This window comes from Pseudomonas sp. MWU12-2029 (assembly GCF_023242425.1).
Lineage (GTDB): Bacteria > Pseudomonadota > Gammaproteobacteria > Pseudomonadales > Pseudomonadaceae > Aquipseudomonas > Aquipseudomonas kribbensis.
Map to the genome: position 1 here is coordinate 427375 of NZ_JALJDY010000003.1, position 26515 is coordinate 453889.

At 64.4% G+C, this 26515-nt stretch carries 2 protein-coding genes (1 of these 2 cut by a window edge); both read left to right on the forward strand.

The annotated features are described in order from the left end of the window. Entirely contained in the window at nucleotides 1-16269 is a 16269-nt protein-coding gene (locus M5B44_RS09755; RefSeq protein ID WP_248738999.1) for a non-ribosomal peptide synthetase, read from the forward strand. Further along, a protein-coding gene (locus tag M5B44_RS09760) for a non-ribosomal peptide synthetase (protein WP_248739000.1) crosses the window boundary here: on the forward strand, nucleotides 16266-26515 show its 5' portion. 4399 nt of this gene lie beyond the right edge of the window; the window shows 10250 of its 14649 coding nt (coding positions 1-10250); its start codon is at nucleotides 16266-16268; its stop codon lies beyond the right edge, outside the window. Before M5B44_RS09755 ends, M5B44_RS09760 begins: the two co-directional genes overlap by 4 nt.

Consider the following 26515-nt stretch of genomic DNA (forward strand, 5'->3'; position numbering starts at 1 on the left):
ATGCAATTTCGCGAGCTGATGGCTGTTATTTCCACCCATGCGATCCGCCTTCAACAGGACGATGAAGACCTGGTCATTCTGGGCGACGACGAGGCGCTGGACGACGCGCTTTGGGACAGCCTCGCCAAACACAAGGCGCAGTTGCTGGAGCTGGTGGCGAGCCATGGCGGCGACTGGTCGAGTCCGGCGCTGCGCATCACCCCGGACATGCTGCCGCTGGTGCAACTGGATCAACCGGCCATCGACCGCATCGTCGCCACCGTGCCGGGCGGCGTGGCGAACGTGCAGGACATCTATCCGCTGGCGCCGTTGCAGGAAGGCATGCTGTATCTGCACCTCGCCGCCGGCGAAGGCGATCTGTATGTGCAACAGGCGCAGTTCACGTTCGACAGTCATCAGCGCCTCGATGCGTTTGCCCAGGCGTTGCAATGGGTGATCGATCGTCACGACATTCTGCGCACCTCGTTTGTCTGGGAGCGCCTGGACGAACCGGTGCAAGTGGTCTGGCGCCAGGCGCCGCTGGTCTGCGAAGAGGTGCAGCTCGACACGTCCACGGACGTGTTCAGTCAGTTGCAGGCGCGCTACGACGCCCGTCATTTGCGCCTCGATCTGCAACAGGCGCCGCTGCTGCGCCTGGTCTATGCACGGGATCCGGCACAGGACAGGATCGTCGCGCTGCTGCTGTTCCATCACATGATCATCGACCACGTGGCGCTGGATGTCGTGCGCCGGGAAATCCAGGCCTGGCTGCAAGGACAAAGCGAACACGTCGCGCCGGCGGTGCCGTTTCGCAATCACCTGGCGCGGGCGCGCATGGCGCTCGATGAGCAGGCCCACGAAACGTTCTTCCGCGAGATGCTTGGCGATATCGACGAGCCGACACTGCCGTGGGGGTTGCAGGATGTTCAGGGCGGCGGACAGGATTTCGAAGACGCGCAGCTGACACTCAGCGACGCACTGAACCTGCGACTGCGCACGCAGGCGCGGCAACTCGGCGTGAGTGTGGCGAGCCTGATGCACCTGGCGCTGGCGCGTGTGTTGGGCCAGTTGTCCGGGCGCACCTCGGTGGTGTTCGGCACGGTGTTGCTGGGGCGCATGGAGGCGGGCGACGGCGGCGAGCAGGCGCTGGGCATGTTCATCAACACCTTGCCGTTGCGGGTCGATGTCGGCGCGCAAAGCGTCCACGACGGCGTGCTCGCTACGCATCGGCGGTTGAGCGCCTTGCTCGCCCATGAACAGGCCTCGCTGGCACTGGCCCAGCGGTGCAGCGCGTTGAATGCACAGACACCGTTGTTCAGCGCCATGCTCAACTATCGCCACAGCGCTGTCGGTGATGTTGCCACGGTGATCGAACTGGCCCCGGGCGTCCAGGTCCTGAGTGGCAAGGAACCGACCAACTATCCGCTGACCCTGAGCGTCGATGACGTGGGCAGTGGTTTCCGGTTATCTGCCATCGCCCCGACCGGCATCGGTGCCGAACGGGTCTGCGCCTATGTGCAAACCGCACTCGACGGCTTGCTCGATGCCTTGGCGCAATCGCCCCAGACGCTGATCAACCAGTTGCCGGTTTTGCCGGAGCAGGAGCGGCAGCAATTGCTGGTGGGCTTCAATGACAGCCGCGTCGAGCTCGACCTGGAGCGGACCGTTCATGGCCTGTTCGAGGCTCAGGTTCAGCGCACGCCGCAGGCCATCGCGTTGCAGTCCGGTGAGCAATCACTGACGTATGTTGAACTCAATGCGCGAGCCAATCGTCTGGCTCACCGCTTGCGTGAGCTGGGTGTCGGGCCGGATACACCGGTGGCGATCTGCGTCGAACGTGGGCCTGAACTGGTGATCGGCCTGCTGGGCATTCTCAAGGCCGGCGGTGCTTATGTGCCGCTGGATCCGGCGTACCCGGCGGAACGCCTGAATTACATGCTCAAGGACAGCGCGCCGGTGGCGCTGCTGGCGCACGGCGCGACCCGGGCGCTGTTCGAGGCGGGTGGCGTGCCGCTGCTCGATTTCGATCAGGATCACTGGCAGGACTACCCCGATCAAAGTCCTCAGGTGCCGGGCCTGAATGCTTCGAACCTGGCCTACGTAATCTACACCTCGGGCTCCACCGGCACGCCGAAAGGGGTGATGGTCGAGCATCGTGGCCTGGGCAATCTGCTGCATTGGAGCTCGCAAGTGTGCCCGCCTGTGGCAGACGGCGCCTTGTTGCAGAAAACCCCTTACAGTTTCGACGCCTCGGTCTGGGAGCTGTTCTGGCCGCTGACATCGGGTCTGCGTCTGGTACTGGCGCGCCCCGATGCGCACTTCGAACCGGTGTACTTGACGCAAGTGGTACGCGAGCAGCGCATCAGCGTGATCCAGTTCGTTCCGGCGCTGTTGCAACAGTTCCTCGACGTGGAAGACGTCAGCCAGTGCACCAGCCTCACAGATGTGTTCTGTGGTGGCGGTGAGCTGACGCCGGCGTTGGCCCGTCAAGTCCGCGAGCGTCTGCCGCAGGTGCGCTTGCATAACGTCTACGGCCCGACCGAAACCACGGTCGACAGCACGGTGTGGACGCTGGAGCCGTCGATGCCGGTGCCAGAGGTGCTGCTGCCAATCGGCCGGCCCGTCAGCAACACCCGCTTGTACATTCTCGACGACCAACTGCAACCGCTGCCGCTGGGTGTGGCCGGTGAGCTGTACATCGGTGGCGTGCAGGTGGCGCGTGGATACCTGAATCTTGCGTCGCTCACCGCCGAGCGTTTCCTCGACGATCCGTTCAGCGACCAGCCTAATGCGCGGCTGTACCGCACCGGTGACCTGTGTCGCTATCGGGCCGACGGCAACCTCGAATACCTCGGTCGCAACGACGATCAGGTGAAGATTCGCGGCTTGCGTATCGAACTCGGGGAAATCCAGGCGCGGCTGATGCAACTCGACACCGTGCTCGCCGCCGAAGTGCTGGTGCGCGAAGACGTGGCCGGCGATCCACGGCTGGTGGCGTACTACAGCGGTGTACTGCTGGACATCGGTGAACTGCGCAGCCATCTGCTGGAGCAGCTGCCGGATTACATGGTGCCGACGGCGTTCGTCCATCTCGACGCCATGCCCCTGAGCCCCAACGGCAAACTCGACCGCAAGGCCTTGCCGGCCCCGGATCAAAGCGGCCAGTTGCTGCGCGGGTATGAGGCGCCGGTCGGCGAGGTGGAATGCCGTATCGCCGAAATCTGGCAGACCCTGCTGAACGTCGAGCAGGTCGGGCGTCATGACAATTTTTTCGAGCTGGGCGGCCATTCCCTGTTGGCCGTGAAGCTGGTCGAGCGCATGCGCCAGCAGGAATTGAGCTGCGATGTGCGGGTCCTGTTCGGCCGGCCAACCGTGGCGGGACTGGCGGCAACCCTGGGCGGGTCGTCCGGCGTTCAAGTACCGGTCAATCGCATCACCCCTGACTGCCAACACATCACGCCCGACATGCTGCCCCTGGCCTCACTCGATCAGGCCGGCATCGACCGGATCGTTGAAAGTGTGCCCGGTGGCGTCGCCAACGTGCAGGACATCTACGCCTTGGCGCCGTTGCAGGCAGGCATTCTGTATCACCACATGGCGGCAACGGCCGGCGATCCTTACGTGTTGCAGGCGCAATTCGTGTTTGACGGGATCCAGTCGGTCAAGGCGTTCGTCCGCGCCGTCAACGTGGTGATCGCGCGCCACGACATCCTGCGTTCCAGCGTGATCTGGGAAGGCCTCGAAGAGCCGGTGCAAGTGGTCTGGCGTGCGGCGCCGCTGGCGCTTGAGCGGGTGGATGATGAAGCACTGAATGGCGACGTGCTGCAACAGATGCAGGCGCTTTTCGACCCGCGTGACTACCGTCTGAACCTGGGCCGCGCACCGATGATGCGTTTTGCCTACACCGAGGATCCGCAGCACAAGCGCTGGGTCGGCATCCTGCTGATGCACCACCTGATGCTCGATCACACCGCGCTGGAAGTGCTGGTGAGCGAGATGAACAGCGTGCTGCACGGTCACGCCGCCGAACTGGCTACCCCGGTGCAGTACCGCAACTACGTCGCACAGGCCCGACTCGGCGCGGATGTCGAGGCGCACGAAGGGTTTTTCCGCGACATGCTCGGCGACATCGACGAGCCGACCCTGGCGTTCGGCGTGCAGGACGTGCACGGCGACGGCAGCGCAGTGATCGACAGCCAACTTACGCTGGACACCGCGCTGGCCTTGCGTCTGCGCGAGCAGGCACGGCGGCTCGGTATCAGTGTGGCGAGTCTGGCGCACCAGGCCTGGGCGCAGGTCCTGGCGCAGATCAGCGGCCGGGACGAGGTGGTGTTCGGCACGGTGCTGTTGGGGCGGATGCAGGGCGGCGAGGGCGCCGACCGGGCGTTGGGCCTGTTCATCAACACCTTGCCGCTGCGGGTCAGCGTGACCGCCACCGCGGTGCGCGAGAGTGTGCTCGCCACCCATGAACGGCTGGCGCAATTGCTCGCGCATGAACAAGCGTCGCTGGCATTGGCCCAGCGTTGCAGCGGGGTTTCGGGGGCGTTGCCGCTGTTCGGCACGTTGCTCAATTATCGTCACAGCGCACCGCAGGCGGCGGGCCTGACCCTCGATGGCATTGAACTGCTCAGCTCCCGCGAGCGCAGCAACTACCCGCTGGTGGTCAGCGTCGATGACCTTGGCGAAGGTTTGCGTCTGAGTGTGCAGGCGGTGCCGGGCATCGATGGGGCGCGGGTCTGCGAGTACATCAATATTGCCTTCGACAGTCTGGTGCAGGCGCTGGAGCAGACCCCGCAACGGGGTGTCGATCAGTTGTCGATTTTGCCGTCGGAGGAACGGCGGGAATTGCTGGCCGGGTTCAATGCCACCCACCGGGATTACCCGTCGGGTTCGACGGTTCATAGCCTGTTCGAACAGCAGATGGCGAAGCAACCGCAAGCGGTGGCGGTGGTGCATGGCCGCGCGGCGTTGACTTATGAAGAGTTGAATCAACGGGCCAATCGCCTGGCCCATTACTTGATCGGACAGGGCGTGCAACCGGGCGACCACGTGGCGATCCTGCTGCCGCGGTCGCTGGATCTGCTGGTCGCGCAACTGGGCATCGGCAAATGCGCGGCGGCTTATGTGCCGCTGGACATCAACGCGCCGGCCGAGCGTCAGGCGTTCATGGTTGAGGATTGTCGGGCGAAAGCGCTGCTGACCTTGAGCACTGAAACGGCTGATTACGCTGTGCGCCGGATTGATCTGGATTTGCTGTCGTTGGACGCGCAACCGGTTCACAACCCGGATTTGCCGCAGTCTTCCGAGTCCCTGGCCTACATCATGTACACCTCCGGTTCCACCGGCACACCGAAGGGGGTGATGGTGCCGCACCGGGCCATCGGTCGACTGGTGATCAACAACGGTTACGCTGATTTCAATGCGCAGGATCGCGTGGCGTTCGCCTCCAACCCGGCGTTCGACGCCAGCACCATGGATGTCTGGGGGCCGCTGCTCAACGGCGGGCGCGTGGTGGTGATCGATCACGACACCTTGCTTGATCCAAACGCGTTCGGGCAGGTATTGGCGGCTTCGGGCGTCACGATCCTGTTCGTCACCACCGCGCTGTTCAACCAGTACGTGCAGTTGATCCCCGAGGCACTGAAAGGCCTGCGCATGGTGTTGTGCGGTGGCGAACGTGCCGATCCGGCCGCTTTCCGCCGCTTGCTGGCCGAGGCGCCGGACCTGCGTATCGTCCACTGCTACGGCCCGACCGAAACCACCACCTACGCCACAACCTTCGAAGTGCGCGAAGTGGCAGAAGATGCCGACAGCGTGCCGATTGGCGGACCGATCTCCAACACTCAGGTGTATGTACTAGATGCCCGTCAGCAACCCGTGCCGATGGGCGTGACCGGCGAGTTGTACATCGGCGGGCAAGGCGTGGCACTGGGCTATCTGAATCGCCCGGACCTGACCGCCGAAAAGTTCTTGCAAGACCCGTTCAGCGATCAGCCGGGCGCGCTGCTGTACCGCACCGGTGACCTCGCACGCTGGGTGGCGCCGGGGCAACTGGAATGCATCGGCCGCAACGACGATCAGGTGAAAATCCGTGGTTTCCGCATCGAACTGGGAGAAATCGAAAACCGCCTGCTGAACTGCGAAGGGGTCAAGGAAGCCATCGTGCTGGCCCGTCAGGACGGCCAGGAACCGCTGCGTCTGGTGGCGTATTTCACAGCCGAGGAGGGCGTTGACAGCGCCAGCCTGCGCGAACAATTGCAGTCGCGCCTGCCAGAATACATGGTGCCCTCGGCCTGGGTGCAACTCGACGCGTTGCCGCTGAACAACAACGGCAAGGTCGACCGCAAGGCCTTGCCGCTGCCGGATCCGGGCGCCTGGCTCAGCCAGGCATACGAAGCCCCGCAAGGCCCGGTGGAAACCGCGCTGGCGCAGATCTGGGCCGATGTCCTGAAGCTGGAAAAGGTCGGTCGCCACGACAACTTCTTCGAACTGGGCGGCCATTCATTGCTGGCGGTGAGCCTGATCGAGCGCCTGCGCCGGATCGGCCTGAGCACCGACGTGCGCGTGCTGTTCAGCCAGCCAACCCTGGCCGCGCTGGCAGCGGCGGTGGGCAGCGGTCGCGAAATCGAAGTGCCGGCCAACCGCATTCCTGCTGATTGCACGCGCATCACCCCGGACCTGCTGAGCCTGACCGAACTGGACCAGGCCGGCATCGACCGGATCGTCGCCACGGTGCCGGGCGGCGCCGCCAACGTGCAGGACATCTATCCGCTGGCGCCGCTGCAGGAAGGCATCCTTTATCACCACTTGAGCGCGGAGCAGGGCGATCCGTACCTGCTGCAATCACGGCTGGCCTTCGACAGTGTCGAGCGCCTGCGCACCTTCACCGACACCTTGCAGCAGGTCATCGCACGCCACGACATCCTGCGCACCAGCGTTGTCCACGAAGGCCTGGCGACGCCTCATCAAGTGGTGTGGCGCCACGCCGAACTGGTGGTTCAGCACGTTGCACTGGATTCAGCAAACGGCGACATCCTTGAACAATTGCACGAGCGCTTCGACGCCCGTCACTACCGCCTCGACATCAGCCAGGGGCCGCTGCTGCGCATGGTGTTTGCCGAAGATCCGAAGCAGCAGCGCGTGGTGGCGATCCTGCTGTCTCATCACCTGATTCTCGATCACACCGCGCTGGAAGTGATCGTCGATGAAATGCGCGGTGTGATGTTCGGTGAGGTCGATAGCCTTTCGGCACCGATTCCTTATCGCAACTATGTGGCCCAGGCGCGCCTGGGGCTCAGCGAGCAGGAACACGAAGCGTTTTTCCGCGAGATGCTCGGCGACATTGACGAGCCGACCCTGCCGCTCGGTCTGCGGGACGTGCAGGGCGACGGTCACGGCATCGAGGAAGCGCTGCAACCGGTGGCCACCGAACTCAATGTGCGTCTGCGTGAACAGGCGCGGCAACTGGGCGTGAGTGCCGCCAGCCTGATGCACCTGGCCTGGGCGCAAGTGCTGGGCGTGCTGTCGAACCGCCGCGATGTGGTGTTCGGCACGGTGATGATGGGGCGGATGCAGGGCGGCGATGGCGCCGACCGGGCGCTGGGGGTGTTCATCAACACCTTGCCGCTGCGCATCGATGTCGGCGCCGGCGCGCGGGACGGGGTCAAGGCAACCCATGTACGACTGACCGCGCTGCTGGGGCATGAACATGCCTCGCTGGCGCTGGCCCAGCGTTGTAGTGGTGTCGCGGCATCGTCGCCGCTGTTCAGTGCCTTGTTCAACTACCGTCACAGCGCGCCTGCGCAGTCGTCGCAGAACGGCCAGGGAATCTGGGAGGGCGTGCAGAAACTCGGTGGCGAAGAACGCACCAACTACCCGCTGACCCTGAGCGTGGACGATCTGGGTGAAGGGTTTGCCTTGTCGGTTCTGGCGGTGAGCCAGATCGGTGCGCAACGGATTTGCAGTTACATGCACACCGCGCTGGAGCAACTGGTGCAGGCGCTGGAACAGACGCCGCAAAAACCGTTGAACCGCTTGCCGATCCTTTCGACTGCGGAACTGGAACGCCTGGTCGAGGGCTTCAATCCCCCGGTCACGGCCTATCCCCGTGGCGCGACGATTCACGCACTGGTCGAGGCGCAGGCCCGGCGCAACCCGAATGCCCTCGCTGTGATTCAGGGTACGCAACAGCTGACCTACGGTCAGCTCAATCAGTGCGCCAACCAACTGGCCCATCACTTGATCGGCCTCGGCGTGCAACCGGACGACCGCGTCGCCATTTGCGTGCGTCGCGGGCCGCAGATGCTGGTCGGGCTGCTGGCGATTCTCAAGGCTGGCGCCGGTTATGTGCCGGTGGATCCGGCGCACCCGGCAGAGCGCATTGCCTACCTGTTGCAGGACAGCGATCCGGTGGCCGTGCTGGTCCAGGCCTCGACCCGGGATCTGCCGGGCATGATGCCGGTGATCGATCTGGACAGCGACGCCTGGCAACACCTGCCCGACAGCAACCCGCAACTGCCGTACCTGACTCCGGCAAATCTGGCATACGTCATCTACACCTCGGGCTCCACCGGCCAGCCGAAAGGGGTGATGGTCGAACACGCGACCCTGGAAAACCTCGTGCACTGGCATGCCGAAGCCTTCGACCTGCACGCCGGCAGCCACACCGCCAGCGTTGCCGGGTTCGGTTTCGATGCGATGGCCTGGGAAGTCTGGCCGGCGCTGTGCGTCGGCGCGACCCTACACCTGCCGCCGGAGTCGGTGAGCAATGAACACCTGGACGAATTGCTCGACTGGTGGCGGGCGCAGCCGTTGCAGGTGAGTTTCCTGCCGACGCCGGTGGCCGAATATGCGTTCAGCCGCGAGCTGCAACACCCGACCCTGCGCACCTTGTTGATCGGTGGCGACAAACTGCGTCAGTTCAATCGTGCGCAGCGCTTTGCGGTGATCAACAACTATGGCCCGACCGAAGCCACGGTGGTCGCGACCTCCGGCCCGGTGGAAGTCGGTCAGCCGCTGCACATTGGCAAGCCGATGGCCAACGCCCGCATCTATCTGCTCGATGACCAGCAACGTCCGGTGCCGGTAGGTGTCACGGGCGAGTTGTATGTGGCCGGCGCCGGCGTGGCGCGGGGTTACCTGAACCGTCCTGAAATGACCGCCGAACGCTTCCTCGCCGACTCGTTCAGCGACCAGCCACAGGCGCGGATGTACCGCACCGGCGACCTCGCGCGCTGGCTGGCGGACGGCAATATCGAATACCTGGGCCGCAACGACGATCAGGTGAAACTGCGCGGCGTGCGGGTCGAACTGGGGGAAATCGAAGCCGCACTGGCCAGCCATCCGACGGTGCAGGACGCCGTGGCGCTGGTGCGCGACGGGCAGTTGCTGGTGTGGTTCACCGAACGGGCACCGGCCGATATCGAAGCCTTGCGCAATCATCTGCAAGGGCTTCTGCCGCAAGCCTTGATCCCGGCGGCGTATGTGCGACTCGACACGTTGCCGCTGACCGCCAACGGCAAACTCGACCGCAAGGCCTTGCCGGAGCCGGGTCAGAACGCCTGGCTCAGCCGTGAATACGAAGCCCCGCAGGGCCCGGTGGAAACCGCCCTGGCGCAGATCTGGGCCGATGTCCTGAAGCTGGAAAAGGTCGGTCGCCACGACAACTTCTTCGAACTGGGCGGCCATTCGCTGCTGGCCGTCAGCCTGATCGAACGTCTGCGCCAGATCGGCCTGAATACCGATGTGCGCGTGCTGTTCAGCCAGCCAACACTGGCTGCGCTGGCCGCTGCGGTGGGCAGCGGTCGTGAGATCGAAGTACCGGCCAACCGCATTCCTGCTGATTGCACCCATATCACCCCGGACCTGTTGAGCCTGGCCGAACTGGATCAGTCGAGCATCGACCGCATCGTTGCCACGGTGCCCGGCGGCGCCGTGAATGTGCAGGACATTTATCCGCTGGCACCGTTGCAGGAAGGCATCCTTTATCACCACTTGAGCGCGGAGCAGGGTGACCCGTACCTGCTGCAATCGCGGCTGGCCTTCGACAGCGTCGAACGTGTGGAAGCGTTTGCGGCGGCGCTGCGTCAGGTCATTGCCCGCCACGACATCCTGCGCACGGCGGTGATCTGGCAGGAACTGGCCGCGCCGATGCAGGTGGTGTGGCGTCACGCCGGACTGGCGGTGCAGGAAATCGTGCTCGACCCTGCACAGGGCGACATCCTCGAGCAATTGCACGGGCGTTTCGATGCCCGTCATTACCGCCTCGACATCAGTCAGGCACCGTTGCTGCGGCTGGTGTATGCCCGTGATCCGGCCCACGATCGGGTGGTCGCGATGTTGCTGTTCCACCATGTGGTGATGGATCACACCGCGCTGGACGTGGTGCAGCACGAAATGCTCGCCTGCCTGCAAGGGCGCGAAGCCTCGCTGGGCGCAGCGGTGCCTTATCGTAATTACGTGGCGCAGGCGCGGCTGGGTGTCAGCGAGCAGGACCACGAAGCATTCTTCCGCGACATGCTCGGCGACATCGACGAGCCGACCCTGCCGTTCGGCTTGCAGGATGTGCAAGGCGACGGTCGCGACATCGAGGAAACGCAACAGGCCCTGACGGCTGCAACCGGCCAGCGTCTGCGCAGCCTGGCCCGGCAACTGGGCATCAGCGTGGCCAGCCTGTTCCACCTTGCGTGGGGTCAGGTGCTGGCGGCGACATCCGGGCAGGAGCGGGTGGTGTTCGGCACGGTGCTGATGGGCCGGATGCAGGGCGGCGAGGGGGCCGACCGGGCGCTGGGGATGTTCATCAACACCTTGCCGCTGCGGGTCGATCTCGGTGAAACCCCGGTGCGCGAAGGGGCTCGGGCGACGCATGCACGTCTGAGCGCATTGCTCGGTCATGAGCACGCTTCGCTGGCGCTGGCCCAGCGTTGCAGTGGGGTGGCCGCGCCGTCGCCGCTGTTCAGTTCGATGCTCAACTACCGGCACAGCGCCGACGAGGCGCAACAACAAAGCGTCCGTCAGGCCTGGCAAGGCATCGAGACCCTGAGCAGCGAAGAACGCACCAACTATCCGCTGAGCCTGGGCGTCGATGATCTGGGCAACGGTTTCGTGCTCACCGCCATGACCCCGGCGAACATCGGTTCGCAGCGCATCTGCAACTACATGCAGACCGCGCTGGAGAAACTGGCGGATGCCCTGGAACAGACACCGGATCAGCCGCTGAATCGCTTGCCGATCCTCGACGGTGCAGAACGTCAGCAGGTGCTGTACGACCTTAACGCCACCGGCACCGCAGACAATCTGGAGCAAACCGTTCACGGGCTGTTCGAAGCGCAAGTCCAACGTACGCCGCAAGCCGTTGCGTTGCAGGCCGGTGAGCAGCGGCGGACCTACGCCGAACTCAACGCTCAGGCCAACCGTCTGGCCCATCACCTGCGCGAGCTGGGTGTGGGGCCGGATTCGCGGGTGGCGATCTGCGTCGAGCGCGGGCTGGAACTGATGGTCGGTCTGCTCGGCATCCTCAAGGCGGGCGGTGCCTATGTGCCGCTGGACCCGGCGTATCCGGCGGAACGTCTGGATTACATGCTCAAGGACAGCGCTCCGGTTGCGGTGCTGGTGCATGGGGCGACTCGTGAGTTGCTGGGTGAGAGTAGTGCGCTGGTGATCGATCTGGATCAGGCTCACTGGACATTCAACCCGCAGGACAACCCGCAAGTGCCAGGCCTGAGCGCGTCGAACCTGGCCTACGTGATCTACACCTCTGGTTCGACCGGTGCGCCGAAAGGCGTGATGGTCGAGCACCGCGGCGTCGGCAATTTGCTGCACTGGAGTTCGCAACTTTGCCTGGCCGTGAAGGAAGGTGCCCTGTTGCAGAAAACCCCGTTCAGTTTCGATGCCTCGGTCTGGGAGCTGTTCTGGCCGTTGAGCGCCGGGCTGCGACTGGTGCTGGCGCGTCCTGACGGACACCGCGAGCCGGCGTATCTGGCGCAGGTGATTCGTGAACAGCGGATCAACGTGATCCAGTTCGTGCCGGTGCTGTTGCAACAGTTCCTCGAACACGACGACGTCAGCCAGTGCAGCAGCCTCACCGATGTGTTCTGCGGCGGAGGCGACCTGACACCGGCGCTTGCTCGCCTTGTGCGTGAGCGCCTGCCGCAGGTGCGTTTGCACAACGTTTACGGCCCGACTGAAGCCACGGTCGACAGCACGGTGTGGACGCTGGAGCCGTCGATGCCGGTGCCGGACAACGCCTTGCCGATCGGGCGACCGATCAACAACACTCGTCTGTATGTACTGGATACCGCCGAGCGGCCGGTGCCGATGGGCGTCATAGGTCAGTTGTTCATTGGTGGTGCCGGGGTCGCGCGGGGCTATCTGGGCCTGCCGCAATTGATGGCCGAACGGTTTATCCCGAGCCCGTTCGTGGCCGGCGATCGGCTGTACGCCACGGGTGACCTGGTGCGCTACCGCGCCGATGGCCAGCTCGAATTCATCGGGCGCAACGACTTCCAGGTCAAGCTGCGTGGCCTGCGCCTTGAACCGGGTGAAATCGAAGCGCAACTGCTCAGCCATCCGGCCCTGCGTGAAACCGTGGTGCTGGTGCGTGAAGAACGTCTGGTGGCGTACTTCACCTGGCACGCCGAGGCCAGGCAACCGGGGATCGAGGCGTTGCGTGAACACTTGCTCGCATGCCTGCCGGACTACATGGTGCCGTCGGCCTTCGTCGCGCTCGACAGCCTGCCACTGAGCCCCAACGGCAAGGTGGATCGCAAGGCACTGCCGGCTCCCGGCGCCGAGTCGGTGCTGGTGCGCGAGTACGAGGCTCCGCTCGGCGAGACCGAAATCGCCCTGGCCCGACTGTGGGGCGAGGTGCTGAACGTCGAGCGGGTCGGGCGCCAAGATCACTTCTTCGAACTGGGCGGGCACTCGCTGCTGGCGGTGAGCCTGATCGAACGCATGCGCCAGATCGGCCTGAGCACCGATGTGCGGGTGCTGTTCAGTCAGCCGACCCTGGCCGCGCTGGCTGCGGCCGTGGGCAGCGGTCGTGAAATCGAAGTGCCGGCCAATCGCATCGCCGCCGGTTGCACTCGCATCACTCCGCAGATGCTGACGCTGGTGACGCTGGATCAAGCCGCCATCGACCGCGTGGTGTCCAGCGTGCCGGGCGGCGCTGCCAATGTGCAGGACATCTATCCGCTGGCGCCGTTGCAGGAAGGCATTCTTTACCATCACTTGAGTGCGGGCGAAGGCGATCCGTACCTGCTGCAATCGCGTATTGCATTCGACAGTCTTGAACGTGTGCAGCGTTTCAGCGCGGCGTTGCAACAGGTCATCGACCGCCATGACGTGCTGCGCACGGGTGTGGTGTGGGAAGGCTTGAGCGTGCCGGTGCAGGTGGTGTGGCGTCAGGCTGAACTGGTGGTGCAGGAGGTCGTGCTGGATCCTGCGGCCGGCGACATCCTTGAACAGTTGCATGCCCGTTTCGATGCCCGGCATTACCGCCTCGACATCGCCCAGGCGCCGTTGCTGCGTCTGGTGTATGCCCGGGATCCGGCCCGTGGCCGGGTGGTGGCGATGCTGCTGTTCCATCACATTGTGCTCGACCACACCGCGCTGGAAGTGGTGCGCCACGAAATGCAGGCGTACCTGCGCGGTTCCGACGAGCCGTTGCCGGCGGCGGTGCCGTATCGCAATTACGTGGCACAGGCGCGTCTGGGTGTCACGGAATCGGAGCACGAAGTGTTTTTCCGCGACATGCTCGGCGACATCGACGAGCCGACCCTGCCGTTCAGCCTGCGCGATGTGCGCGGTGACGGACGCGGCATCGAGGAAGTGCAGCAGGTAATCGACAGCGGCCTGAGTCTGCGTCTGCGCAGTCAGGCGCGGCAGATGGGCATCAGCGTGGCCAGCCTGTTCCACCTTGCCTGGGCCCAGGTACTGGCGGCGACCTCCGGGCAGGACAACGTGGTGTTCGGCACCGTGCTGATGGGCCGGATGCAGGGCGGCCAAGGCGCCGACCGCGCACTGGGCATGTTCATCAATACCTTGCCGTTGCGGGTCGATCTGGGCGAAACCCCGGTGCGCGAGGCGGTCAAGGCGACGCATCAGCGTCTCACTGCGTTGCTGGGCCACGAACACGCTTCGCTGGCACTGGCCCAGCGTTGCAGCGGGATCACGGCGCCGTCGCCGTTGTTCAGCGCGATGCTCAACTATCGACACAGCCACGGCGCCGAGCATGCGGACAGCGTGGTTCAGGCCTGGCAAGGCATCGAGACCCTGAGCAGCGAAGAGCGCACCAACTACCCGCTGAGCCTGAACGTCGATGACCTGGGCAACGGCTTCTCGCTGATTGCCATGGTGCCGGCGGACATTGGCGCGCAGCGGATTTGCGGCTACATGCAGACGGCGTTGCTGGCGTTGGTGGAGGCGCTGGAACAGGCACCGACGCAGGCGATGAATCGTTTGCCGGTTCTTGAGGGGGCGGAGCGGCAGCGACTGTTGTTCGACTTCAACGCGACCGATGTCGGTTATGACCTTCAGCAGAGCATTCACGGTCTGTTCGAAGCGCAGGTCTTGCGGTCGCCACAGGCTGTGGCGGTGCTTTCCGGCGAGCAGCAACTGAGTTATGTCGAGCTGAATGCTCGGGCCAATCGCTTGGCCCATCACTTGCGCGGACTGGGCGTTGGCCCGGATGCGCGGGTGGCGATCTGCGTCGAGCGCGGGCTGGAGATGGTGGTCGGGTTGCTGGCGATTCTGAAGGCTGGCGGCGGTTATGTGCCGCTGGATCCGGCGTATCCGCTGGAGCGGCTGGCCTACATGCTGGAGGACAGTGCGCCGTCGGCAGTGTTGGTGCAGGGCTCGACCCGCTCGTTGCTGGGTGAAGTCGCGGTGCCGGTGGTCGATCTGGGTCACGACACCTGGCAATCGTTGTCGGCGGATAACCTTTACGTCGATGGGCTGACTCCGCAACACACGGCTTACGTGATCTACACCTCGGGTTCGACCGGTCAGCCGAAAGGCGTGATCAACGAGCACAGCGGGGTGGTCAACCGCTTGCTGTGGATGCAGGACGCTTATCGCCTGACGGCTGAAGATTCAGTGCTGCAAAAGACGCCATTCAGCTTCGACGTCTCGGTGTGGGAATTCTTCTGGCCGTTGATGACCGGCGCGCGACTGGTCATGGCTCGTCCGGGCGGTCACAAGGATCCGCTGTACCTCAGCGAAATAATCGAACGCGAACGCATCACCACGCTGCACTTTGTACCGTCGATGCTCGACGTGTTCCTCGCCCATGGCGACACAGCCCGTTGCAACGGTTTGCGTCAGGTGATGTGCAGCGGCGAGGCCTTGCCGGGCAGTCTGGTGCGGCGCTTCAAGCAGCAATTGCCGAACAGTGGTTTGCACAACCTCTACGGCCCGACCGAGGCGGCAGTGGACGTCACGGCGTGGGATTGCTCTGGTCCGCTGGAGCAAACCCCGGACAACACGCCAATCGGCAAACCGATCGCCAACACCCGGATGTACATCCTCGACGCCCAACAGCAACCGGTGCCGCAAGGCGTGGTCGGCGAGCTGTACATCGGTGGTGTGCAAGTGGCGCGCGGCTACCTGAACCGTCCAGAACTGAGTGCCGAACGTTTCCTTCAGGATCCGTTCCAGCCCAACGGCCGCCTGTACCGCACCGGCGACGTCGCCCGTTATCTGGCCGACGGCAACATCGAATACCTGGGCCGCAACGACGATCAGGTGAAGATCCGAGGCCTGCGCATCGAACTGGGTGAAATCCAGTCCCGCCTGACCGACATCGGCGGCGTGCAGGAAGCGGTGGTGCTGGCTCGCGAAGATGTGCCGGGGGACAAACGACTGGTCGCCTATTACACCGGCGCCCGGCTGGAAATCGATGTGCTGCGCGGTCACCTGCTGGAGCACCTGCCGGATTACATGGTGCCGGCGGTGTTCGTGCACCTCGATGCGCTGCCGCTGAGCCCCAACGGCAAGCTCGACCGCAAGGCCTTGCCGGCACCGGATCAGGCCTCGGTTATCACCCGTGAATACGAAGCCCCGGTCGGCGAGGTGGAAATCCTCCTCGCCGGACTGTGGGCCGAGCTGCTCAACGTGGAGCGGGTAGGGCGCCACGACAACTTTTTTGAACTGGGCGGGCACTCATTGCTGGCGGTCAGTCTGATCGGCCGGTTACGTCAGGAAGGCATGGAAGCCGAGGTCAGGGCGTTGTTCGAACAACCGACCCTGGCCGGATACGCCGCAATTACGGAAAGAATGGAGATCGTCCTGTGAACGTGATCGAACTGTTGGCAACACTTAAAGCGAAAGACATCCAGTTGGCGGTCACCGACGACCAGTTGCGCGTTCAGGGCAACAAACAGGCGCTGAGCGATCCGGCAGTGCTGGCGCTGTTGCGCGAGCACAAACCGGCGCTGATCGAGCTGATCAAGGCCGGGCAATATTCAGCGACCAAGAGCGGTCAGGTCGACGTGCCGGCCAATGGCATTGCACCCGGCACCACGCGCATCACACCGGCGATGCTGACCCTGGCCGAACTCGATCAGGCGACCATCGACCGTCTGGTCGACAATGTACCGGGCGGCGCGGCCAATGTGCAGGACATCTACCCGCTGGCGCCATTGCAGGAAGGCATTCTTTACCACCATGTCAGCGCCACCCAGGGCGATCCGTACGTGATGCAGGCGCATTTCGCCTTTGCTGATCGCGGGCGTTTGAACGCCTTCGTTGAGGCTTTGCAGGCCGTCATCGACCGCCACGACATCCTCCGTACGGCGGTAGTCTGGGAGGGGTTGGATACGCCGCAGCAAGTGGTCTGGCGTGAGGCCGGATTACCGGTGGAAGAGATCGATGCCGAAGGCGATGCGCTGGCGTACTTGCACGAGCGTTTCGATGCCCGGGAATTCCGCATGGATGTAAGCCGGGCGCCGATGATGCGCCTGGCCCATGCCTGGGACGAAGCCGGGCAGCGGGTGGTCGCGACTTTGCTGTTTCACCACATGGCGCTGGATCACTCGGCGCTCGACGTGGTGCGTCATGAGATGCGTGCGTTCCTCACGGGGCAGGGCAATCTGCTGGGGCGGCCGATCGCGTTTCGGGATTACGTGGCGCAGGCGCGGCTGGGTGTCTCCGAACAGGAGCACGAAGCATTTTTCCGCGACATGCTCGGCGACATCGACGAGCCGACCCTGCCATTCGGTCTGCAGGATGTGCAGGGCGACGGGCACGGCATCACCGAACTGAGCGTGCCTGTCGAACCGGCCTTGGGTCAACGCCTGCGGGGGCAGGCACGGCAGCTCGGGGTGAGTGCGGCCAGTCTGTTTCACCTGGCCTGGGCGCAGGTGCTGGCCACGCTCGCCGGCAAGCAACGCGTGGTGTTCGGCACGGTACTGATGGGGCGTCTGCAAGGTGCCGAAGCCACCGACCGGGCGCTGGGCATCTTCATCAACACCTTGCCGGTGCGAGTGGACGTCGATGCTCAGAGCGTGCGCAGCGCCGTGCAGGCGACCCACGCACGCCTGACCACCTTGATGCGCCATGAACACGCGCCGCTGGCGCTGGCCCAGCGCTGCAGCAGCGTGGCCGCGCCAACGCCGCTGTTCAGCGCCTTGCTCAATTACCGTCACAGCCATGGCGCCGCTTCGGCCAGCGCACAAACCCTGTCGGCATGGGAAGGCATTACCACCCTGCACTCGGAAGAGCGCACCAACTATCCGCTGACCCTGAGTATCGACGACCTGGGCGAAGCCTTCAGCCTGACCCTGCTCGCCACCACTGAAGTCGACCCGCAACGGGTGTGCGATTACATGCTCGGCGCCCTGAACGGGCTGGTGTCCGCACTGGAACAGGCGCCGGATTCACCGGTCAGCCAGGTGTCGATCCTCCCGGACGCGGAGCGCGAGCAGATCCTGCGCGACTTCAACGCCACCCGGGCCGACTACCCGCAAGGGCTGACGATTCATCAGCGTTTCGAGGCGCAAGTCATCGAACGACCGGAAGCGGTGGCGGCGGTGTTCCTCGGTGAACAAGTGACCTACGCCGAGCTGAACCTGCACGCCAACGCCCTGGCCCATCATCTGATCAGCCTGGGTGTTCGTCCTGATGATCGCGTGGCCATCGTCGCCCGCCGCGGGCTCGATACGCTGGCGGGACTGCTGGCGATTCTCAAGGCCGGGGCCGGTTATGTGCCGGTTGACCCGGCGCATCCGCCCGAGCGCCTGAGCTACCTGCTCAGCGACAGTGCCCCGGCGGTGGTGCTGACCCAGAGCGATCTGCGTGATCGGTTGCCGACACTGGACGTCCCGGTGATCGACCTCGACCGCCGCACCTGGCCACTGAGCCTGGCCCTTGATCCGCAGGTGCCGGACTTGACCGCCGGACATCTGGCTTACGTGATCTACACCTCGGGCTCGACCGGTCTGCCCAAGGGCGTGATGGTCGAACACCGCACCCTGTCCAACCTCGTCGACTGGCATTGCGGCGCGTTCGATCTGTGCGCCGGTCGTCACACTTCAAGCCTTGCCGGGTTTGGCTTCGACGCCATGGCCTGGGAAGTCTGGCCCGCCCTGTGTGCCGGCGCGACGCTGCACCTGGCCCCGACCCGCGACGGCAACGAAGACATCGACGCCTTGCTCGACTGGTGGCGTGCGCAACCGTTGGATGTGAGCTTCCTGCCAACGCCGGTGGCCGAATATGCCTTCAGTCAAAACCTCGAACACCCGACCTTGCGCACACTGTTGATCGGCGGGGATCGCCTGCGGCAGTTCAGCCGTCACCGGCATTTCGATGTGATCAACAATTACGGTCCGACCGAAACCACGGTGGTGGCGACCTCGGGCAAGGTCGAAGCGGGGCAGACGCTGCACATCGGTCGCCCGGTGAGCAATGCCACGGTGTATTTGCTGGATGAGCAGCAACGTCCGGTGCCCATCGGCGTAGCGGGGGAGTTGTATGTCGGTGGCGCCGGGGTTGCCCGGGGTTATCTGAACCGTCCGGACCTGACGGCCGAACGCTTTCTCGACGATCCGTTCAACGGCGGGCGCATGTACCGCACCGGTGACCTGGCTCGCTGGCAGGACGACGGCACCCTCGAATACCTGGGCCGCAACGACGATCAGGTGAAGATTCGCGGCGTGCGCATCGAATTGGGCGAGATTGAAACCCGTCTCAACCAGCTCCCCGGCATTCAGGAAGCGGTGTTGCTGGCCCGTGAAGACGAACCCGGCCAGCCGCGCCTCGTCGCCTATTACACCGAACAGGCTCAGGTCGAACCGCAACCGGTGGCCGAGCTGCGCGCTTGTCTGCTGACGCAGTTGCCCGAGTACATGGTGCCAGCGGCCTTCGTGCGACTGGACGCATTGCCGCTGACCGCCAACGGCAAGGTCGACCGCAAGGCCCTGCCAGCGCCGGATCGCGCGGCGTTGTTCACCCGCCATTACGAAGCACCGCACGGCGAGCTGGAAATCGCGCTCGCACGGATCTGGGGCGAAGTGCTGCAGGTCGGGCAGGTCGGGCGCCGGGATCACTTCTTCGAACTGGGTGGCCACTCGTTGCTGGCGATGCGCATGGTGTCCCAGGTTCGCCAACGTCTGGGCGTCGAACTGGCCCTGAGCGACTTGTTTGCCAATGCCGAACTGGCAGCGGTCGCCGAAGTGCTGGCCCAGGCCGGGCGCAGCTCGCAACCGGCCATGTTGCCGGTGCCACGGGACGGCGCGCTGCCGCTGTCGTTCGCCCAGCAGCGGCTGTGGTTTCTGGCGCGGATGGAAGGGGTCAACACCGCCTACAACATCCCGCTGGGCCTGCGTTTGCGCGGTCATCTCGACGAGGCGGCGCTGCAACGGTCACTGGCGCGGATCATCGACCGCCACGAAACCCTGCGCAGCCGTTTCGTCCCGCACGACGATGACGTGCAGGTGATGATTGCGCCGGTGGACAGCGGCGTGCTGCTGCGGGTCGAGGATCTGCGTCAGCATCCGCACGCCGACGACGCCATGCAGGCGTTGATCCGTGAACAGGCCTCGACCCCGTTCGACTTGCAGAACGATCCGTTGATTCGCGGATGTCTGGTGCGGCTGGCCGACGATCACCATGTGTTGCTGTTGACCCTGCACCACATCATTTCCGACGGCTGGTCGATGGGCGTGCTGACCCGTGAACTGATGGCGCTGTATCAAGCGTTCAGCCAGGGTGAGGCCGATCCGCTGCCGCCACTGGCGCTGCAATATGCCGACTACGCGATCTGGCAACGCCGCTGGTTGAGCGGCGAAGTGCTGCAACAACAGAGCGATTACTGGCAGCAAACCCTCGCCGGGGCCCCGACCTTGCTGGTGCTGCCGACCGACCGTCCGCGTCCGGCGCAGCAGGATTACACCGGCAGCAGTGTCGAGTTCCGGCTGGACGAACCGCTGAGCGCCGGCCTTAAGGCCCTGAGCCAGCGCCATGGCGTGACGATGTACATGACGATGGTGAGCGCCTGGGCCCTGTTGCTCAGTCGCTTGTCCGGCCAGTCGGACGTTGTGATCGGCTCGCCGGTTGCCAACCGTGGTCGTGCGGAAATCGAAGGGCTGATCGGCTTGTTCATCAATACCCTGGCCCTGCGCATCGACACGTCCGGCGGGCTCAGCGTCGAGGCGCTGCTGGCCCGGGTCAAGACCCTCACATTGCAGGCCCAGGCCCATCAGGACCTGCCGTTCGAGCAGGTGGTGGAAGTCACCCGGCCGGCGCGTAGCCTGTCCCACAGTCCGTTGTTCCAGACCACGTTGAGCTGGGAAAGCAGCTCAGGGCCGGCGCTGGAACTGGGGGAGATGGCGCTGGAAAACGTGGCCGGTCCGACCCGCTTCGCCAAGTTCGACCTGTCGCTGACGTTGGGCGAAACCCGCGACGGCATTCGCGGCGTGCTGGAATACGCCACGGCATTGTTCGATGAATCGACGATCCAGCGTTATGTCGGCTACTTCGAGCAGTTGCTGCACGCGATGGTCGCCAACGATCAGGCGCAGCTGGAACAGCTCGAGATGGTTCAGGCTCACGAGCGTGAACAGTTGCTGGTTGCGTTCAATGACACCCATGCGGAGTTTGTGACGGGGCTGACCATTGCGCAGCGATTCGAGGCGCAAGTGATCGAGCGGCCCGCAGCGGTCGCGGCGGTCTGTCAGGGGCAGGCGTTGACCTTTGCCGAGCTGAACCGGCAGGCCAACGCACTGGCCCATCATCTGATCAGCCTGGGCGTTCGCCCTGATGATCGCGTGGCCATCGTCGCCCGCCGCGGGCTGGATACGCTGGTGGGGCTGGTGGCCATTCTCAAGGCCGGGGCCGGTTATGTGCCGGTGGATCCGGCGCATCCGGCGGAGCGTCTGAACTATCTGCTGAGCGACAGCGCGCCGGTGGCGGTGCTCTGCCTGAGTGATTTGCGTGATCGACTGCCGGCGCTGGACGTGCCGGTGATCGACCTCGATTTGCAGGCCTGGCCGGACACCGAGACCGGTAATCCGCAGGTGCCGGGCCTGACCCGCGAACACCTGGCCTATGTCATCTACACCTCGGGTTCCACCGGTTTGCCCAAGGGCGTGATGGTCGAACACCATACGTTGAGCAACCTCGTCGACTGGCACTGCAAGGCATTCGATCTGTGCGCCGGTCGCCATACGTCGAGCCTCGCCGGATTCGGCTTCGACGCCATGGCCTGGGAAGTCTGGCCGGCCCTGTGCGCCGGCGCGACCCTGCATCTGGCACCGGCCCGCGACGGCAGCGAAGACGTGGATGCGTTGCTCGACTGGTGGCGCGCGCAGCCGCTGGACGTGAGCTTCCTGCCGACCCCGGTGGCCGAATACGCGTTCAGCCAGAACCTCGAACATCCGACCCTGCGCACACTGCTGATCGGTGGCGACCGTCTGCGTCAGTTCAACCGTCAGCAGTCGTTCGATGTGGTGAACAACTATGGCCCGACCGAGGCTACCGTGGTGGCCACCTCGGGCATTGTCCGGGCGGGGCAGGCGCTGCACATCGGTAAACCGATCGCCAACGCGACGGTGTACCTGCTCGATGAACAGCAGCGTCCGGTGCCGGTTGGTGTGGCCGGAGAGCTGTATGTGGGCGGCGCCGGTGTAGCCCGGGGTTACCTCAATCGACCTGATCTGACCGAAGAACGCTTCCTGCGCGACCCGTTCAACCACGGTCGCATGTACCGCACTGGCGACCTGGCGCGCTGGCGCGCCGACGGTTCCATCGAGTACCTGGGGCGCAACGACGATCAAGTGAAAATCCGTGGTGTGCGCGTCGAGCTGGGGGAAATCGAAACTCGCCTCAATCAGTTGCCCGGCATCCAGGAAGCCGTACTGGTGGCCCGCGAAGACGAACCCGGGCAGGTGCGACTGGTGGCGTATTTCACTGAACAGGCGCAGGGCGAAGCGCTGGCGGTGTCCGACCTGAGGGCGCATTTGCTCGGTCAACTGCCGGAATACATGGTGCCGGCGGCCTTCGTCAGACTCGATGCGCTGCCGCTGACCGCCAACGGCAAGGTCGATCGCAAGGCCTTGCCGGTGCCGGATCGCAGCGCCTTGTTCACCCGCGACTATCAGGCGCCGCAAGGTGAACTGGAAACCACCCTGGCGCAGATCTGGGCCGAGGTGCTGCAGGTCGAGCAGGTCGGACGGCAGGATCATTTCTTTGAACTGGGCGGCCACTCGCTGCTGGCGATGCGCATGCTGTCTCAGGTTCGCCAGCGGCTCGGGGTGGAACTGACCCTCGCCGAACTGTTTGCCAACGCCGAGCTCGCCGCTGTCGCCGAGGTGCTGGCCCAGGCCGGACGCTGCACGCAACCGGCGATCATGCCGGCGCCACGTGACGGCACGCTGCCGTTGTCGTTTGCCCAGCAACGGTTGTGGTTCATGGCGCAACTGGAAGGGGCGAATACCGCCTACAACATTCCCCTCGGGCTGCGCCTGCGCGGTCGTCTCGACGAAGCGGCCCTGCAACGGGCATTGGCGCGGATCGTCGAGCGTCACGAAACCCTGCGCAGCCGCTTTGCCCAGTTCAACGACGAAGCCCAGGTGCTGATCGCGCCGCCCGACAGCGCTGTGCTGCTGCGGGTCGAGGACTTGCGTCAGCACCCGCAGGCCGACGAAGCCTTGCTCGCGCTGATTCAGGGCGAAGCCTCGGGGCCGTTCGATTTGCAGGACGATCCGCTGATTCGCGGGCGTCTGGTGCGACTGGCCGATGACCATCATGTGTTGCTGCTGACCCTGCACCACATCGTCTCCGATGGCTGGTCGATGGGCGTGCTGACCCGCGAACTGATGGCGCTGTATCAGGCGTTCAGCCACGGCGCGGCCGATCCGCTGCCGCCGCTGGCGTTGCAGTACAGCGACTACGCCGTGTGGCAGCGTCGCTGGCTGAGCGGCGAAGTCTTGCAGCGTCAGAGCGATTACTGGCAGCAGACCCTGGCCGGTGCGCCGGCCTTGCTGATGCTGCCGACCGACCGTCCACGCCAGGCCTTGCAGGATTATGCCGGCAGCAGTGTCGACATCCGGCTGGATGAGCGTTTGAGCGCAGACCTCAAGGCGCTGTGCCAACGCCACGGCGTGACGCCGTACATGGCGGTGATGAGCGCATGGGCGATGTTGCTCGGTCGCTTGTCCGGGCAGTCGGACGTGGTGATCGGCTCGCCGGTCGCCAACCGTAACCGAGCGGAAATCGAAGGGTTGATCGGGTTGTTCGTCAACACGCTGGCCGTGCGCATCGATACTTCGGGCGCGCTCACCGTCGAGGCGTTGCTGGCCCGAGTCAAGGCCCGCACCCTCGAAGCCCAGGCCCATCAGGACCTGCCGTTCGAGCAGGTGGTGGAAATCACCCGGCCGGTGCGCAGCCTGTCCCACAGCCCGTTGTTCCAGACGCTGTTGAGCTGGGACAGCGGCAGCGGTGCGACGCTGGCCCTCGGTGACCTGACGCTGGAAGGCGTGGCCGAGCCGAGCCACTTTGCCAAGTTCGACCTGTCGCTGACGTTGGGCGAAGCCCAAGGCGTGATCCGGGGTTCGCTGGAATACGCTACGGCGCTGTTCGATGAATCGACGGTTCAGCGTTATGCCGGTTACTTGCAGCAATTGCTGCACGCCATGGTCAGCAATGATCAGGCGTTGCTGGAGCAGGTCGATGTGCTGGCGGAGGATGAGCGCCGGCATTTGCTGCACCGCTTCAATGCCACTGACGTTGATTACAACCTTCAGCAAAGCATTCACGGTCTGTTCGAGGCGCAGGTCTTGCGCACGCCGCAGGCTGTGGCGGTGCTGTCCGATGAGCAGCGACTGAGTTATTCCGAGCTGAATCAGCGGGCCAACCGTCTGGCGCATCACTTGCGCGGACTGGGCGTTGGCCCGGATGCGCGAGTGGCGATCTGCGTCGAGCGGGGGCTGGAGATGGTGATCGGACTGCTGGCGATTCTGAAGGCCGGCGGCGGTTATGTGCCGCTGGATCCGGCGTATCCGTTGGAGCGTCTGGCTTACATGCTGGAGGACAGCGCGCCGTCGGCGGTGCTGGTGCAGGGTTCGACTCGCTCGTTGCTGGGTGATGTTGCGGTGCCGGTGGTCGATCTGGATCACGACACCTGGCAATCGTTGTCGGTCGACAACCCGTCGGTCGATGGACTGACCCCGCAGCACACGGCTTATGTGATCTACACCTCGGGTTCGACCGGTCAGCCGAAAGGCGTAATCAATGAACACAGCGGGGTGGTCAACCGCTTACTGTGGATGCAGGACGCCTATCGTCTGACGGCTGAAGATTCAGTGATACAGAAAACACCGTTCAGCTTCGACGTGTCGGTGTGGGAATTCTTCTGGCCTCTGATGACCGGCGCCCGGTTGGTCATGGCCCGTCCCGGCGGTCACAAGGATCCGCTGTACCTGAGTGAAGTGATCGAGCAAGAACGCATCACCACGCTGCACTTCGTACCGTCGATGCTCGACGTGTTTCTCGCCCATGGCGACACTGCGCGTTGCGGCGGTTTGCGTCAGGTGATGTGCAGCGGTGAAGCGCTGCCGGGCAGTCTGGTGCGGCGATTCAAGCAGCAATTGCCGGGCAGTGGTTTGCACAACCTCTACGGCCCGACCGAAGCGGCCGTGGACGTCACGGCGTGGGATTGCTCTGGTCCGCTGGAGCAAACGCCTGACAACACACCGATCGGCAAACCGATCGCCAACACCCGTATGTACATCCTCGATGCCCAGCAACAACCGGTGCCGCAAGGTGTGGTCGGTGAGCTGTACATCGGCGGCGTGCAAGTGGCGCGCGGTTACCTGAATCGTCCTGAACTCAGCGCCGAGCGTTTCCTCAACGATCCATTCCAGCCCGATGGCCGCATGTACCGCACCGGCGACGTCGCCCGTTACCTGGCCGACGGCAACATCGAATACCTGGGCCGCAACGACGATCAGGTGAAGATCCGCGGTCTGCGCATCGAGCTCGGGGAAATCCAGTCCCGCCTGACCGACATCGGCGGCGTGCAGGAAGCGGCGGTGCTGGCTCGCGAGGACGTGCCGGGAGACAAGCGACTGGTCGCCTATTACACCGGCGCCCGACTGGAAATCGACGTGCTGCGCGGTCACCTGCTTGAGCATCTGCCGGATTACATGGTGCCCGCAGTGTTCGTGCATCTCGATGCACTGCCGCTGAGCCCCAACGGCAAACTCGACCGTAAGGCCCTGCCGGTGCCGGATCAGAGTGCAGTCATTGCCCGCGAATACGAAGCACCGGTCGGCGAAGTGGAAATTCTCCTCGCAGGACTCTGGGCCGAACTGCTCAACGTGGAGCGGGTAGGGCGCCACGACAACTTCTTCGAACTGGGCGGGCACTCGCTGATGGCGGTCAACCTGGTGGCGCGGATGCGCCACGTCGGGCTGACGGCTGATGTGCGTGTGCTGTTCAACCAGCCGACGCTCGCCGCTCTGGCCGCTGCGGTCGGCGATGAGACAGAGGCCGAAATCCCGGCCAACCGGATTGCGCCGGACTGTAAACACATCACCGCTGACATGCTGCCACTGGTTGCACTGGATCAGCTCGCCATCGACCGTATCGTCGCCAGCATTCCCGGCGGCGCCGCGAACGTGCAGGACATTTACCCGCTGGCGCCGTTGCAGGCCGGCATCCTGTTCCACCACTTGTCGGCACCCCAGGGCGATCCGTATGTGTTGCAGGCGCAATTCGCGTTCGCCGATGAATCCCGTCTGCGGGTGTTTGCCGAAGCCTTGCAGGCCGTGATCGAGCGTCATGACATCCTGCGTACGTCGCTGTTCTGGGACGGGCTGGAGGAACCGGTGCAAGTGGTCTGGCGTCAGGCGTCGCTGGTGTGTGAAACGGTGGAGCTGGACGAGAGTGAAACGGATGCATTGAGCCAGTTGCGCAGCCGGTTCGATACCCGGCACTACCGCATGGCCGTCACTCAGGCGCCGCTGATGCGCGTGGTGTACAGCTGGGACGCGGTCAATCGGCGTGTGGTGGCGCTGCTGCTGTTCCATCACCTGGTCATGGA